Origin of the sequence: Nostoc sp. NOS(2021), assembly GCF_017115025.1 — a bacterium.
Lineage (GTDB): Bacteria > Cyanobacteriota > Cyanobacteriia > Cyanobacteriales > Nostocaceae > Nostoc.
Genome location: NZ_JABXKM010000127.1, coordinates 1 through 15,842, shown reverse-complemented (window position 1 = coordinate 15,842; position 15,842 = coordinate 1). Strand labels below are relative to the sequence as shown.

Here is a 15,842-nt window from a genome sequence, read left to right as displayed (position 1 = left end):
AATAAAACTATTACTAATAGATGATCGTTATCTTTATTTTTGGCAAAAATCCTAAAGTAGTAATTAAATTTTATGAAACTGAGCTAACAGGTATCTTAATTACAAATTCTGCACCTTTTCCTGGAGCAGAAAAACAGCTAAGTTGTCCGTTATGTTTTTCAACTATAATCTGATAGCTTATATATAGCCCTAGTCCAGTACCTTTGCCCACGGCTTTAGTGGTGAAAAACGGATCAAATAGCTTTGAGCGAACTTGTTCATTTATCCCCAAACCATTATCAGCAATACTAACCTCTATCCATTTTTCATCAATTATCTCAGTTTTAATTTTAATTTGGGGATTATTCTTTGTCAGTTTTTGATTCTCATTGTTCGCCGACGGCTCCAGTGCGTCGATCGCATTAGCAAGGATATTCATAAACACTTGATTGAGTTGACCAGGGTAGCAAGTTACATTCGGCAGTTGACTATATTTTTTGATGACTGTGATTTCTGGGTACTCATGCCTAGCTTGCAGGCGATGCTCCAAAATCATTAAAGTACTATCAATTCCTTCATGGATATTAACTTGCTTAAGTTCTGCTTCATCAAGTCTGGAAAAGTTACGTAGTGATTTAACAATTTCCTGAATGCGTTCTGTTCCCACTTTCATTGACTGGAAGAGTTTAGTTATATCTTCAATCAGAAAATCTAAGTCTATCTCCTCTATTTGCTCTTGGATTTCTGGAGGAGCATTTGGACAAACTTGTTGATGAATTTGCACCAACTTCAGTAAATCCTGAGTGTATTTATGGGCGTGGTGAAGGTTCCCATAAATAAAACTTACGGGGTTATTAATTTCATGGGCAATACCAGCGACCATCTGACCTAAACTAGACATTTTCTCAGCTTGGATAAGCTGAGTTTGGGTAAGTTGCAGTTCCTTTAGTGTTTCTTGTAAAGCAGTTGTACGTTCCTCAACCCGAATTTCTAGCTCTTGATTCGCTTCCTGGAGCGCTTCTTCTGCCTGTCTACGTCTCTGAACTTCTTTTGCTAACTCATTGATTTTCTGGTTCAGGAGAACGAAATTACTGGTGGCTAAAGTTCTATTTTCCAAGCGTAAGAGAATTAAAGCTGAAGATTCAGGAGACCAAGGTTGAATAACGGCTCCTTGACTACGACATATTAACGTTTGTCCATCATTCTTTCGTAAAGTCAAGGAGCCAATAACCATTGCTCTGCTACTTGAACAAGCTTGCAGGTACTTTAGAACATCGTTAGCAGACTCAGTTACAAGTTCAAAGAGCATTTTTTCCCGCAGTTCCTGACGGCGTAACCCCAGCATATCTGCTACTGGTTGATTAGTAGCTAACAACTGACCCTCTCCACTCACCAGGAGTAAAGGTTCTGGTAAAACTCTGGCAAATTCAATAAATTGTTCAGGAGTCATGGGGCTTCCATTTTCAGGGTTTGACTATACTTTACATATCTGCACTCAAGTTTGTATCCTGGGTTTGGTTTAGTGCTAAAGGGTTTAGACAGACTCTAGTCCCCTAAAGTATTCTCGACCTTCTACATCTTCTGCCTCTTCTGTAAGTTTTAAGTAAACAATAACTCTACATCCAGAAGCACCCTGTGCTATCGTCTCTTGCAATTCTACTTTCGCATATCCCAGATTATTAGCTGCGATCGTCCCAAAGACGTTTGAAGTCATCATGCACATGGCAGGGCGATTAAGTACTTTGTCTCCAAATGGGCAGACGCGGTTGCCAAAGATTATTTTTTCATCATTTTGCTCAATCACATAAAAATCGCCCTGGATTCGTTTTTTTAAATCAACCAAGACATCAGCTACCTGCTTACGGGAAAGGTTGGAGACTTCCAGCGCAGATTTATAATCTTGGTTGAGCTGCGTACCCATCCTTTCACCAACTACACTAATAAATCCAGAAGCTTCTTCTAAGCCAACTACGTCCTGTAAAGTACCAGATAATTCTCTGATTAATGTACGTAAAAATACATCGCGTTCTAAAGAAAGATTAAGCGTAGCTATTGAGTGGTTAAGTGCATTGGTCATAAATTTTGAGAACACAATCTTGGAACTACAGTTATAGAGTTCCCCAAAATGTCTCTAAAGTAACTACTTAATCTCTTTCTTCAGAGAATTTGATGCTTGCTTTTGTTTCTAATGAATGGTGTTGGTATTGGTCATCACAAATTCTGAACCTTCTCGTTGCGAAAGTTCCCGGTTTTGCAAAGTCTCTTCTAGGTTACGTCCCCATTATCACCCACGTATAAATCCGCTTGTTCCCGACACTCTAAGGGGGAAAATTCAAAGTCTCTCTCCTAAAAGGAGAGAAATGAAAAGTCAGATTAGCTTTCAAACGGTGCTTGAGAACGAGGAGAGTGTTGTTAATACCTTCATGAAGGTTAAAGAGAACTTTTCGTTCTGTATCTGCTCTAGAGAAAGTTCGCAAGCTGTTGCTGATGTTACAAATGCGATCTGTGCCTTCTTTCATTGAGAATGATTTCTCTACAGAATTATAATTACCAAATCGTCAGAAACATTTTGCTGATATATTAATTCCCTATGAAAAAGCTAGGGTAGCCTACTGCTACTCTTAAGCAAGCTATGCATAGCGTCAATCACAGGAGAAAAAAAGAATCTCCAAGATGCCTAGAACGCGACTTACTATGATTCTTAAATCGGAAGCTTAATGATAAACTCTGAACCTTGTCCTAGTACTGAATTTACCTCTAGAGTTCCTCCATGTTTTTCGACAATAATTTGACGAGCAATTGATAATCCTAATCCTGTGCCCTGACCTACAGCCTTAGTGGTGAATAAATAGTCAAAGATTTTTTGCTGGACATCAGCCGACATTCCCACGCCATTATCTTTAATGCGAATTAAAATATGATTTTTGTTTTCAGTGAGGGTGGTCTGAATCAAAACTTGATTGGGATTTGCTTCGATTTCAATATAGGTGCGTCCTATATTAGACTCCTCTAAAGCATCAATAGCATTAGCTAATAAATTCATAACTACCTGATTTAGTTGTCCGATAAAGCATTCTAATTCTGGCAAATTATCGTAATCTCTAATTACTTGAATATCGGGTCGATCCTCGGATGCTTTTAAGCGGTGTTTGAGAATCATGATTGTACTGTCGATGCCATCATGAATGTTGCAAGAAATTTTGCGATCGCTATCTGATCGAGAAAAGGTTCTCAGACTGGTACTAATGTTGCGAATGCGCTGAACACCCTCTTTCATTGAGGAAATTAAGTTAGGTAGATCAGAAAGTATATACTTCAAATCTATCGCTGCAATTCGCTCTTGAATTTCTGGAACTGGATTAGGGTAGTGCTGCTGATAGAGATCAATGAGGTTAATCATGTCTTGGAAATATACTGAAGCGTGTCCGAGATTGCCATGAATGAAACCAACTGGATTATTAATTTCATGAGCAACTCCTGCTACTAATTGACCAAGGGCAGACATTTTTTCTGTCTGTACAAGCTGAAGTTGAGACTCTTGTAGGTCTTTTAATGCCCTAGACAACGCTGCTGTCCTTTCTGCAACTCGTTTTTCTAAAGTTTTTGTGAGATTTCGTAATTGAAGATGAGTTTTAATTCTAGCTAATAATTCTTCTTCATGAAACGGTTTGGTGATGTAATCAACTGCACCGATATTTAGACCCTTTACCTTACTATCAGTATCAGAATTGGCTGTCATAAAAATTACGGGAATATCACAAGTGACTAAATTGTTTTTCAGCCTTTTACAGGTTTCAAATCCATCTATTCCCGGCATCATTACATCTAACAAAATTAAATCAGGTAGTCTAGATTCAACCTGTTTAAGTGCCCTTTCTCCATCATTTTCTGTAATAACTTTAAAGCCTACATTAGTTAATATGCCAAAGACAATTTCTAAGTTTGTAGTAGTATCATCCACCACTAAAATTAAATTATCTTCTGGTTCATAAAGTATTTTCATATCTGGCTTGTAATTCATGTATTTAAATTAATTTAACTCCTCGTTACTTATTCACTATTGCCCTGCGATCGCAGCTAAGTCACCTCTATTTTGTTCGCAGACTGACTGACAAATTTCTCGTCTGACAATCCTATAGTTCCCAAAACTCTGACAACAGCAACATTCTCACACTAAATTGCCCTATGCGACCACGGGGGCGATCGCTACAGGATGGAAATGAACCACCAATCTTCACTTTCACTAGAGTTTAACATCCTATTTCATGAAGGCGATCGCTCTGAAATTAGTCATTATTACCCTTGTCTTTGTATAAAAATACCGCTATTCCAGAACAATATTGTTGATACCATAATTTAAATTGTTCACTTAGTCAACGGTATTTATCATGAACAGACACAGAGGTAGCTATTTTTATTAAAAAAATAATTACACATAATTACGGTTAGTGCTATTTTTATTAAAAAAAAATAATTACACATAATTACGGTTAGTTCTTAATAAAAAATATTGAACAATAGTTAGATACATTTTGAAATATTCATATACGTTTGCATACTACGGATAGTGATGTAAATCTGATTTACACACACTTTATAAAACGTGGTGTTATTGTATTATGAATTTTTCAAAATTGTTTCAAACACTCTTAAAAAATCTATTGATCTATTGTCTTTGTTCTACTGTGATTCATTTTTTTTCGATACTTTAAACTAATACATTTTTTATGCAGCAATTACTTTCCCCTGGTTTATACTGCCCATTTCCGTCCCAGATCAATAAGCATGTTAATATTTTAGAAAAGCACGCTTTTGAATGGGTACTGCGCTTCAACCTCCTGGCCAATGAATCATCTTATGAGCGTTTTTACAAATCAAAATTTTTCTTTCTAGCTGCAAGTGCCTATCCTAACTGCCAGCTTGAAGAATTGAAAATTGCAAATGATTGGTTGAGCTGGGCGTTTATTTGGGATGACCAGTGTGATTTATCAAATTTAGGAAGACAACCCGATGTTCTCAAAGATTTTCATAAGAGATTTTTGGAAATATTGAATGGTGCAGAACTCACGAGTAAGGATATACCACTTGCTTATGCCTTAAGTGATTTACGACAACGGATACTTCAAAGAGGCAGTCAAGAATGGTTTCATTACTTTGTTTATCGCTATGAAGGCTATTTCGATGGCTGTGTTCAAGAAGCAGTTAACCGGGCACAGGAAATTTCACCCGATGTTGACAGTTATATGCTTATACGTAGGTCAACTTTAGGTGGGTATGTTTTCCTTGCATTGATGGAACTTTGCAATTATTTAATAATTCCTGATTCTCTCCGAAATCATGAGGTGATGAAAGAGTTAAAATTGATGACAATTAACATTCTTGCTTGGTGTAATGATATTTTCTCCGTACATAGAGAAATGTCAAGTGGCGATGTTCATAATTTAGTCTTGATAATTCATGATCAACAAAAGGTTTCTTTAGAACAAGCAATTATCGCGGCTAGCGAAATGCATGATCAAGAAGTATATCGCTTGAAAGAATTTGAATTATCTCTTCCATCTTTTGGAGAGGAATTAGATGTTGAACTTGCCCAATATATATCAGGACTACATAGCTGGATATCTGCAAATCTGAATTGGTATTATCACTCTGGTCGCTATCAAACTATAGAAAGCTTGGAGTTAAATCAATAAATTATCGCTCTATCTTTATAAGAAAATAGGATATTTAAGAGGTATCCTATTTTGCTGAAAGTTCATCATAGATGAACCTCACATTATTCTGTTAAGGGTTTATCCTCGCTAATACAATTTTTCGATTTTGGTTTGGACTTAAAATTCAGATGCAACTACCTAATCCTCTCAAAACCCCTTCTTTGCTACAAAAGCTTCAGTGGATTACTGACCCTGTGGGCTACGTGGAAAACGCAGTTCAACAATATCCCGACATTTTTACTGGTAGGATAATTGGCTTTGGCGATACTGTAGTAATTGTGAATCATCCTCAGGCAATCCAAGAAATTTTAACGAATGATAGAAAGAAATTTCTAGCTGTTGGTGAATTCAATAGAATTACTGAACCCTGGCTAGGAAAAAATTCAGTTCTCATACTTGATGGCAGTCGTCATAAACAACAACGACAATTGATCATGCCTTCTTTTCATGGAGAGCGAATGCAAAGCTATGGCCAACAAATCTGTAATCTGACCGAAAATGTCTTTAGTCAGTTACTACTAAATCAGCCCTTTTTGGCTCGTGACATAACACAAGAAATATCTCTACAAGTTATGTTACAAGTTGTATTAGGGTTGTATGAGGGTGAAAGATTTCAAAAACTTAAGCATTTACTGCCATTGCTGTTAGATCTCTCTCATTCACCTATCACTTCTAGTTTTTTCTTTCTCCCATTCTTGCAACAGGATTTAGGAGCTTGGAGTCCTTGGGGAAAATTTCTGCGTAATCGGCAGACAATCGATCAATTGCTCTACGCCGAAATTGCTGAACGTCGTCAACAGCCTAATTCAGAACGCGTCGATATCCTTTCCTTGCTGATGTTAGCTCAAGATGAAACTGGTCAATCAATGACAGATCATGAATTGCGTGATCAGTTAATAACCCTAATAGTTGGCGGTTATGAAACTACGGCATCTGTAATGGCTTGGGGATTGTACTGGATTCACAAAAAGCCTCTAGTCCGTGAAAAACTGCTCCAAGAACTGGACACTCTCGGTGATTCCCCAGACCCTATGAGCATTTATCGACTGCCATATCTTACGGCTGTCTGTAATGAAATCTTGCGAATTAGCCCTGTTTTACTGTTCTGTTTCCCAAGGGTAGTACAAGAACCCGTTAAACTCTTGGGACATACTTTAGAGTCTGGAACAGTATTGCTTCCTAGTATTTATCTTACTCATCAACGTGAAGATTTATATCCCCAACCTAAGGAGTTTCAACCAGAGCGTTTTCTAGAACGCCAATTTTCTCCCTATGAATTTCTGCCGTTTGGTGGTGGCGTGCGTCGTTGTCTTGGTGAGGCTTTGGCCTTATTTGAAATGAAACTAGTATTGGCAACCATCCTATCAAGCTATCAGCTAGCGCTAGTTAATCAGCAACCTGAGCGACTTGAGCGTCGAGGTTTTACCCTAGCACCTGGTAGTGGAGTCAAGATGGTAATTACAGGGCGGCGTGTACGTCAAGAGTCTTTAGTGAATATGACAACTACACCCGTATCCTAGTAGCTTGTTAGAGTTGTTTTGATGAGTCCTATAAATGACCCAGTTTTTGTGACAAACTGGGTTTTTAGAATTGTAGGTTAGCTAGAGCGGAGCAAAACTCGACAAACTTCCAAATGTTAGGTTTCGCTTTACTTAACCCAACTTTGTATTTTAAAAGAAGTGTTATTATAGCAATCCTAAATGAGTTACGATCAAAAAGATCCCCGACTTCTTCAAGAAGAAGTCGGATATCTGAGCCTCTCGGTGGAGAGCAAATCAAATAGGATTGCTATATTCTAGATATCTGATTGTTGCATCGGGATCTCAATAGTAAACTCAGTCCCCTTTCCTAATGTGGAATCACAGGTTAAACTACCCTTGTGTTTGTCCACAATAATCTGATAGCTAATCGACAACCCCAACCCCGTGCCACTTCCTACCGACTTGGTGGTAAAAAATGGGTCAAAGATTTTCTGCTGCACCGCTTTTGTCATACCAGAACCGTTATCCGCAATCCGAATTATCGCCGTATTAGAATCTGTTAGTTCAGTAAAGATGTGAATTTGTCTTACCCTATGAGAAGCCGCTGATGCGTCTATGTCCTTTGTTATTTGTTCTTTGTCATTTACCAATGATGGATGACCAATGACAAATGACTCTTCTAAAGCATCGATTGCATTACTCAGGATATTCATAAACACCTGATTGAGTTGACCAGGGTAACAAATAACTTCTGATAATTTTCCGTATTCTTTAATGACTTCAATTTCTGGAAACTTGCTATTTTCTTTAATTCGGTGCTGCAAAATCATTAAGGTGTTCTCTATTCCCTCATGAACATCTACAGGCTTCATCTCAGATTCATCTAGGCGAGAAAAGTTGCGTAAGCCTAAAACAATATTTCGGATACGCGAACTCCCCACTTTCATTGAATCTAGAATTTTTGGCAAGTCTTCTGCTAGGAAATCTATGTCAATCTCCTCAGCTTTTTCCTCAACTAAAGGCGAAGGACGGGGATGTTCCTGCTGATAAACAACTACCAAATCGAGCAAGTCTTGGACATACTCACTAGCATGATTAATATTGCCATGAATAAAGTTAATAGGATTATTGATTTCATGGGCAATTCCCGCCACCATTTGTCCCAAAGAAGACATTTTTTCACTTTGAATCAATTGGATTTGGGTAAGTTGCAATTCCTCTAGAGCTTGTTCTAAACAGTGATTTTTGTCGTTGAGTTCCTGCGTTCTTTCCTGGACTTTTTCCTCTAGAATATGGTTGTATTCCTCCAAGCTTTCTTTAGCTTGTGCCAAATTTTTGTAGAGGATAGCATTCTCTAGGGATATTGCTGCTTGAGTGGTGATAAGTTTGAGGACTTCTACGCGATCGCGTGTAAATGCTCCTGTCGTCAAATGATTTTCTAGATAAAGAATCCCAATCAATTTACCTTGATTGATAATAGGTGTAGACAACAAACTCTTGGGTTCTTCATTGATAATATAGCTATCAGCTGCTAGAAAAGAAACAGCCATTGCATTATCAATAACCAAGATTTCCCTGGAGCGTTTAACGTAGTTAATCAAAGTAATGGGAACATCGTAGCTTGACTCTAGGGACGTTGATGGAAACTCTGTGTAAGTCTGCTCAAAAGTTGAACTTGAACAAACAGCCATGACAGTTAATGCTAAGTTATCGCCTTCGCTTAAAATCAAAGCGCATTTAGAGGCTCCGGCATTCTCCATCACAACTTTCATTAAAGTAGAAAGTAGTCGCTCAAGCTCGATTTCCCCAGAAAGTGCTTGAGATGCTTTAATGAATGCGGCTAAATCCAGAGAGTCAGAAATACTTCTCTTCGAGCCAATAACAGTTTGTTGATCACTCAGGGTAGATAAAGATGATATAGATGTGCTATTGAAAGAAGTGCTTTCTTGGCTGGAATGGATACTCAGTTTTTCTTGCTGAAATATAGGAGCAAGTAATTGGGGATAGCGTTTTGCCAAATCGTCAACCTTGGCTAAGGCTCCCCAGCGAATATAGCTATAGTAAGCATCTGTTAGGTAGGTTTGGGCAATCTTATGTTTACCCCATTCTAAATAGAATTTGGCGGTAAGTTCTTGAGCCAGGGCTTCTTCATTCATGTACTCATGTTCTTTGGCCAGGAAGATAGCGCGATCGTAGAATTCCATTGCTTCGAGATATTGACTTCCAATCCGATAGCGTTCAGCCTCTACAAGATAATATTTGTGTAAATAATTCATTGGGGCATAATGCGCCCAATGCTTCATTTTTTCTTGATTAGCTTGAACCTGAGCGAGAATGCATTTTTGCTCAGATCTGGATACGTCAGAATACACAGCTAGACCTGCCAAAGAATCATAAAAATGGAAAACTGGGACAACTAAATGTCCTATTGCAGTATCTAAATACTTTTTTGCTAGTGTGGCATTTACAACTGCCTGATGGAATTCCTGAAATAGATAACAAAGATGAAGTTTGCTGACATACAAATATAGAAGTCCGAGTCTATCTTTCCTTTCCAAGTGAATCGACAGCATTTTCTCTTCATTATAAACTTCACCAATTAAACAACATGAATTTTCTGCACGTCCTAGTAAGTTCAATATACTCTGCCGATAAATAGTACTCCATTGCAATACTGTTTCTTGCTTGATTTGTCTGATGGCATTATTATAATTTGCCATTTCTTGTTCTAGCCCTGACAGTTCTCTACCGATAAAATATGAACTGTAAGAATAAGCGTGTAGAGCATAAGCTGCATACTCTAAATCTCCTACTTCTGTACTGATAAAATAAGCTTCCAATAAAGGTTTTAATATTTCCTTGGCGTGCTTCTTCCAAGGTCTAATAAGTGGAAGAAAAGATCCAAGAACTTTCGCACTAATTTCTTTAATTTGTAACCTAGACAAAAGATTTACAGCTAGTTTACCAAATTCATAGCCAGACTCAATATCTCCCACTAGCCCGCACAGTATTGCTCCATAATTAACATAGGCAAAGGCAGACAATGGTGCATTGCCATATTGTAGGGATAAGTTGATCTGTTTAACAAGAATAAGTGGGAATAGCTCAGGAATAGCTTGATAAGTCAAAGCTTGAGTATTTGATAGAATACTCATAACTGCCAGCGCTTTAGCTTCTGTCATTTCTGGTAGATCAATTAAATCTTCAATACTCCTCCCAGCCAGATTTGATGCTATTTCTGCCATTACTAGCTGAACATCAGATTGGCTTGGATGTTCAGGAAACTCCACTCCTAAAAGCTTCAAAAAGGCTAGTGCAGTATTAATTCCTTTGAGTGCTCGGTTCTGGGCCCCATAGGCTTTAATTTTTACTTCGTAAACTTTAACTTTATCTACGAGAGTTTTCCCTCGTACCAACACGACCTCTGCTAATTGCTCGGTTTGCTCAAAGTCGCCGTCCAAGTACGCCGCCTCTGCGGCTGTCTCATACAAAGCTAGGATTAGCTTATATTTAGTCTCCCAGCTATCATCTGCCAGCAGTTGGATGCCGGTAGTTAAATACTTCACAGCAGATGGATAAGCTGTTGATGCTAAAGCTTTACGTCCAGCAATTAAATTCATCTGGGCCAGTTCATCTCGTTTAGCTTGAGGAGAGATGAATTCCACTGCGATATTAAACTGATTGACAAGCTCAAAAATCTTTTCTTCCTGTTCTGCAACTGGAATATTGTTCAATAACAGTAGCCCAATTTTTAAGTGAATTGGCTTTTTTTGTTCTTCGGGAATCAAAGAATAAGCGGCTTGCTGCACTCGGTCATGTACAAATTTATATTTAGGTAACTGTAAATTAGAAATTGGAAATTGTGTAGATTCTATTCTCTGAACGATTAATTCTTGATTAGTATTATCTTTTGAAAAGATATTGTAATTTTCAGTCTGTGGTAAAACTAGCCCATCAAGTAATGCTTGCCACAGGTCTGATGCTGTATCTACTACAGATTTTTCATTTACGATCGCCAGAGTTTTTAAGTCAAATTGGTTCCCAATACAGGCAGCCAGTTTCAGAACTTTTTGGGTAGATATTGGCAATTTTTCTATTTGCAGTCCGATAAATTCTACTACATCATCTGTGAGAGCTAATTCTTTGACTTTTGAAATATCATACTGCCAATGACCAACATCAAAATTTAATACAATTAGTCCATCATCGTGTAAGGATTTAAGAAATTGAACGGAAAAGAAGGGGTTGCCTTTAGTTTTGGCAAACACCATCTGGGTGAGAGGAACAGCAATTAATTCAGGACAATGAAGGGTATCAGCAATTAGATGATTTAAATCCCCCTGATTTAAGGGTGTAAGGGTAATCGTATTAATGATTGCTTTTGCTTTTTCAATCTCCTGTAGTGTCAAATAAAGCGGATGTGCCTTGGAAACTTCATTGTCTCGATAGGAACCAACTAATAATAAACCCCCCTTAGTTTCACGCATCTGTTCTGTGTCTTCTGATAGAGAAGACAACGTGCTTTCACACATTAATAACTGAATCAATTTCAAAGATGCCCTATCTGCCCATTGCAAGTCATCCAGAAAGATAACTAGGGGATGTTCTTTCGTAGTGAAGATTTGGATGAATTTTTGAAACAATAAATTGAACCGATTTTGGGCAGCACCGCTAGAGAGTTCTGTAACTGGAGGTTGCTTGCCAATAATCTGTTCTAGTTCAGGAATTACATCAATAATTACCTGAGTTTGTGTACCTAATTCCCGCAGAATTTTGGCTTTCCATTGTTGAATTTGGGCATCAGTTTCCGAGAGTAGTTGCCCGATTAAGTCCCGAAAAGCTTGCACCAATCCTGATAAGGGAATGTCGCGTTTAAACTGGTCAAATTTTCCTTTGATGAAGTAACTACGCTGCCGCACAATCGGTTTGTGGACTTCGTTGACCACAGCAGTTTTGCCAATGCCAGAGAAACCTGCAACTAATATCATTTCTGTTGCTCCATCTGCCACGCGCCCAAAAGCAGCGAGTAGGGTTTCAATTTCACCTTGGCGACCATAGAGTTTTTCGGGGATTACGAAACGGTCTGAGATGTCCCTCACGCCTAGTTCAAAGGGTGCAATATTTCCTGTTTCTTGCCACTGGCTTTGGCAAGCCTCCAAGTCATGCTTTAACCCCAAAGCACTCTGATAGCGGTCTTCGGCATTTTTTGCCATCAGCTTGCTGATAATGTCAGACAAAATTGGCGGAATATTGGAGTTAATCCGGCTAGCTTTTAGCGGTTGTTTGGCAATGTGAGAGTAAACTAACTCCATCGGATCTTTGCTGGTGAAGGGTAACTTTCCGGTGAGGAGTTGAAAGAAGGTAACACCGAGGGAATAAAAATCGGTGCGATAGTCGATACCTCGGTTCATCCTTCCGGTTTGTTCTGGGGAAATATAAGCCAGAGTACCTTCTAAGATGTTGGGATTCGTGAGAAATTGAATTTCTCTTGGTAGGAGGGTGGCAATACTAAAGTCGATGAGTTTTATTTCATCTGTGGTAGGGTTTATGAGGATGTTGGCAGGTTTGATGTCTTTGTGAATGATGCGATCACGATGCAGTCCTTCAAGGGTAGAAGCAATTTTAATCGCAATGTGGAAAAACTCATTTAGGGAAAGCCAGTTTTCTTCCTTCCCCCTGTCCTCCAGTCGCCAGTCTTGGAGGGAAATGCCGCCAAAATCTTCCATCACTAAGACGTAGCTGTTACGGAAGTTTTCTAAGCTATAGCTTTTGACTATGCTAGGAAGATCAAGGTTTTTGGTGATGATATATTGATTTCGGAACTGGGCGATTTCCGCAAACGTCGGATACTCATTCCGCATCAATTTCAGAACGACTGATTTTTGGTCTTGTTCTCTAATGCCCCGATAAACTAGGGTTTTACTGCCTAAGTAGATTTGCTCGGTGATGCGATAGCCAGGAAATGCATATAATGTATCTAATACTACTAACATTGTGGACTATGCTCATAATTCTTGTTTCTATGCTTTAGTATTCCCGTGCGAAGACTATCCATATCATGAAATAGGATTTTTTTGTTTAATTTGTCTGATAAAATATAATTTTTTACTAAATATCTGATCTGGAACTATACTATGTAATTCTTTCTGTAAAGGCTAACTTTGGTATAAAAGTATAACACTTCCAAGGATATTGCTACCAAATTTATCTGGTAAAAATTTGCTCTTACTGCTTTCGATCTGTGGACTAGCTATCACATTTTGACGCCGATTTTGTATGTAGCAGACTAAATAACAAAAAAGCCTGCCGTTCTGCTTAAGCTTAAGAGCAAACTGCGGCAGGTTTAGTGGGTCTAGGGCTGCTTTGCTAGACTAACAACTGAGTTCGACTCCTTCTCCTGCAAATACGCTATGCGTAGCTTGCTTCACCGTAGAAGTACGGGGAATTTAAAATTCAAAATTCAAAAATTATAGAGGTGCAGATAATCGCTAGTTATTTTTTCCTGTTTTTGAATTTTGTTGTCAACGATGATTTGTCAACATAAGTGTTTTTGAACTAACTATTTTTACCCGCTTTTAATCGGACACCCGTTATTAGAGACGGGGTATTTTCGGCTGCGATAATAATAATGAGTACAAATGCTACTTGATTTTTTGTTTAATAAAAGTCACAACCTGAGTTAGTTGTTTCTTCAAACCATCAATTTCTGCTTGCATTTTGACCATTTTCTCGTTCAACGCATTAATTTCGGCGTCGGAGGCTCCTCCGGCACTAGGGGTGGCGTTGCTTGCCGCCGTAGGCATCGCCGCATTTGCAGCAATAGGGGTTGCGTTGCTTGCCGCCGTAGGCATCGCAATCTTTGCCACACTAGGAGTTGCGTTGCTTGCCGCCGTAGGCATCGCAGTATTTGTGACACTAGGGGCTACTGCCGTAGCGTTGGCGACACCAGAAGTTGCAATTGTGCTATTTTTGACAGCAACTGCTGCTCCGACTGCGACTAGTTCTGGGCGTGGCAGTTTCGCCTTGGTCATAGCTAACTTAATTGCGCTAATTAGTTGCTTCTGATCAAAAGGCTTGCCTAGAAATTCAAAATATTCAAATGGTTCTGTGATTTTCTCGGTCACTTCTTCCTTGCGACCAGACATGATCACCAAAGGAATTTTCCTTAACTCTGGATCGGCTTGAACTTTCTGGAAAACCTCCCAGCCACTCATTTTAGGCAACAGGAAATCCAGCATAATCAGGCTGAGTTTTTCCTGAAGGATGAAATTTAGTCCTTCCAAACCGTCTTTTGCTTCCAGTACCTCAAAATTGCCCGGAGGCAACATTTCTCGTACTTTTACCCTGACAACTGTAGTGTCATCGATAACTAAAATTTTGTTGCTTGCCACGACTCTTTTCTCTAACAGAAACTTTAAGTGTAAATAGCGACTTTGCCGATTGTCCTTGAGAATTCTCCCACTATATACAAAATTTCTAGAAATTGGGGGATAGTATATTTCGGTATAAATGACATTGCTATAGGTGTTTTGCAAAACTTTTGCTTGCGCTCTTTTCAATTTGTGTCATGGTGATATTTAAGGCTTTAGCCTTGATCTAGGGCATAAGGGACATGCTGACTTCATTAAGAGGGTTCCTGCTCCCTGTGTCTATTCTTATCTATCATTTGTTAATTGACAGACCACTACTCTATATCCGCATCTTGCTTCGATGTCTATGATTTCGTCACAACAAGCCGAACTAAAGTCTGAAATTACGGCAATGCCTAGCTGGTTACGTCGCCCGATCGCCAAAGCCAGTGAAATCTCTACCGTACAACGCATTATTAAGCAGCGCCAAATTCACACGATTTGCGAAGAAGGCCGCTGTCCCAACCGGGGAGAGTGCTACGCCCAAAAAACTGCAACTTTCTTACTAATGGGGCCTACTTGCACACGCTCTTGTGCTTTCTGTCAAGTAGATAAAGGTCATGCACCAATGCCTCTTGATTTAGATGAACCCCAAAAGGTAGCCGAGGCGGTGCAGCTTTTGGGATTGCGTTATGTGGTGCTGACTTCTGTAGCCCGTGATGACTTGCCCGATCAGGGTGCAGCGCACTTTGTGAAGACGATCGCAACTATTCGCCAGTTGAACCCAGAGACTCAAATTGAAGTGCTGACCCCAGATTTTTGGGGTGGTGCTGGTGTTGGGGAGGCTGGTCAACGCCAACGCATAGCGATGATTGTGAAAGCCAAACCAGCTTGTTTCAATCACAATATCGAGACAGTGCAACGGTTAACTGGGCCAGTGCGCCGGGGAGCCAAGTACGATCGCTCGCTCTTAGTACTGGCTGTGGTCAAAGAAATTGATTCGACAATTCCCACCAAATCAGGTTTGATGCTGGGACACGGAGAAACACTTGATGAAGTTGTGGAAGCAATGGCTGATCTCAGAACTGTGGGGTGCGATCGCTTGACTATCGGGCAGTATATGCGTCCTTCTCTAGAACATCTGCCAGTCCAAAAATATTGGACTCCAGAGGAATTTGATCAACTCGGCTCCTTAGCATGGGAAATGGGATTCAATCATGTTCGTTCTGGGCCTCTGGTTCGCAGTTCCTATCATGCTGGAGAGTAGGGAGTGGGGAGAAATCAATTCAAAATTCAAAATGACGCTCTCTACGAGACGC

At 39.4% G+C, this 15,842-nt stretch carries 9 protein-coding genes; 3 read left to right on the top strand and 6 right to left on the bottom strand.

Annotation, left to right across the window (positions count from 1 at the left end; all coding sequences use genetic code 11):
• Positions 1-70: 70 nt before the first annotated feature.
• From HWQ41_RS16505 to HWQ41_RS16490, 4 genes are all read right to left on the bottom strand, one after another.
• Positions 71-1,429 carry an ATP-binding protein gene (locus tag HWQ41_RS16505; RefSeq protein WP_292764790.1) on the bottom strand — a complete coding sequence of 453 codons (1,359 nt, stop codon included), beginning with the start codon at positions 1,427-1,429 and terminating at the stop codon, positions 71-73.
• Between the two features lie 84 nt (positions 1,430-1,513).
• The gene (locus tag HWQ41_RS16500; protein ID WP_292764788.1) at positions 1,514-2,056 is read right to left on the bottom strand and encodes a methanogen output domain 1-containing protein; all 543 of its coding nucleotides are present in this window, start codon (positions 2,054-2,056) and stop codon (positions 1,514-1,516) included.
• A gap of 241 nt (positions 2,057-2,297) precedes the next feature.
• Positions 2,298-2,498 carry a hypothetical protein gene (locus HWQ41_RS16495; protein ID WP_292764785.1) on the bottom strand — a complete coding sequence of 67 codons (201 nt, stop codon included), beginning with the start codon at positions 2,496-2,498 and terminating at the stop codon, positions 2,298-2,300.
• Between the two features lie 182 nt (positions 2,499-2,680).
• Complete coding sequence (locus HWQ41_RS16490) at positions 2,681-4,000, bottom strand: response regulator (protein ID WP_292764782.1); 1,320 nt, start codon at positions 3,998-4,000, stop codon at positions 2,681-2,683.
• Between the two features lie 706 nt (positions 4,001-4,706).
• On the opposite strand from HWQ41_RS16490, the gene HWQ41_RS16485 reads away from it, so the two are divergent.
• Together HWQ41_RS16485 and HWQ41_RS16480 are read left to right on the top strand one after the other, a co-directional pair.
• On the top strand, positions 4,707-5,672 hold the full coding sequence (locus tag HWQ41_RS16485) for a terpene synthase (protein ID WP_292764780.1): 966 nt from the start codon (positions 4,707-4,709) through the stop codon (positions 5,670-5,672).
• Between the two features lie 149 nt (positions 5,673-5,821).
• Positions 5,822-7,213 (top strand): cytochrome P450, encoded by a 1,392-nt coding sequence (locus HWQ41_RS16480; RefSeq protein WP_292764778.1) that lies wholly within the window; start codon positions 5,822-5,824, stop codon positions 7,211-7,213.
• Positions 7,214-7,488: 275 nt separating this feature from the next.
• On the opposite strand, the gene HWQ41_RS16475 is transcribed toward HWQ41_RS16480, so the two are convergent.
• Both HWQ41_RS16475 and HWQ41_RS16470 read right to left on the bottom strand, forming a co-directional pair.
• Positions 7,489-13,167, bottom strand: coding sequence for an ATP-binding sensor histidine kinase (locus HWQ41_RS16475; protein ID WP_292764775.1), 5,679 nt, complete (start codon positions 13,165-13,167; stop codon positions 7,489-7,491).
• 648 nt (positions 13,168-13,815) lie between these two features.
• Positions 13,816-14,565 (bottom strand): PleD family two-component system response regulator, encoded by a 750-nt coding sequence (locus HWQ41_RS16470; RefSeq protein ID WP_292764770.1) that lies wholly within the window; start codon positions 14,563-14,565, stop codon positions 13,816-13,818.
• A 325-nt stretch (positions 14,566-14,890) separates the two neighbouring features.
• On the opposite strand from HWQ41_RS16470, the gene lipA reads away from it, so the two are divergent.
• Entirely contained in the window at positions 14,891-15,790 is a 900-nt protein-coding gene (gene lipA / locus HWQ41_RS16465) for a lipoyl synthase (RefSeq protein WP_292764767.1), read from the top strand.
• Positions 15,791-15,842: the final 52 nt, after the last annotated feature.

Coding starts and splice junctions, on each gene's coding strand:
- HWQ41_RS16505 (WP_292764790.1), bottom strand. CDS start 1,429: ATGACTCCTGAACAATTTATTGAATTTGCCAGAGTTTTACCAGAACCT.
- HWQ41_RS16500 (WP_292764788.1), bottom strand. CDS start 2,056: ATGACCAATGCACTTAACCACTCAATAGCTACGCTTAATCTTTCTTTA.
- HWQ41_RS16495 (WP_292764785.1), bottom strand. CDS start 2,498: ATGAAAGAAGGCACAGATCGCATTTGTAACATCAGCAACAGCTTGCGA.
- HWQ41_RS16490 (WP_292764782.1), bottom strand. CDS start 4,000: ATGAATTACAAGCCAGATATGAAAATACTTTATGAACCAGAAGATAAT.
- HWQ41_RS16485 (WP_292764780.1), top strand. CDS start 4,707: ATGCAGCAATTACTTTCCCCTGGTTTATACTGCCCATTTCCGTCCCAG.
- HWQ41_RS16480 (WP_292764778.1), top strand. CDS start 5,822: ATGCAACTACCTAATCCTCTCAAAACCCCTTCTTTGCTACAAAAGCTT.
- HWQ41_RS16475 (WP_292764775.1), bottom strand. CDS start 13,167: ATGTTAGTAGTATTAGATACATTATATGCATTTCCTGGCTATCGCATC.
- lipA (WP_292764767.1), top strand. CDS start 14,891: ATGATTTCGTCACAACAAGCCGAACTAAAGTCTGAAATTACGGCAATG.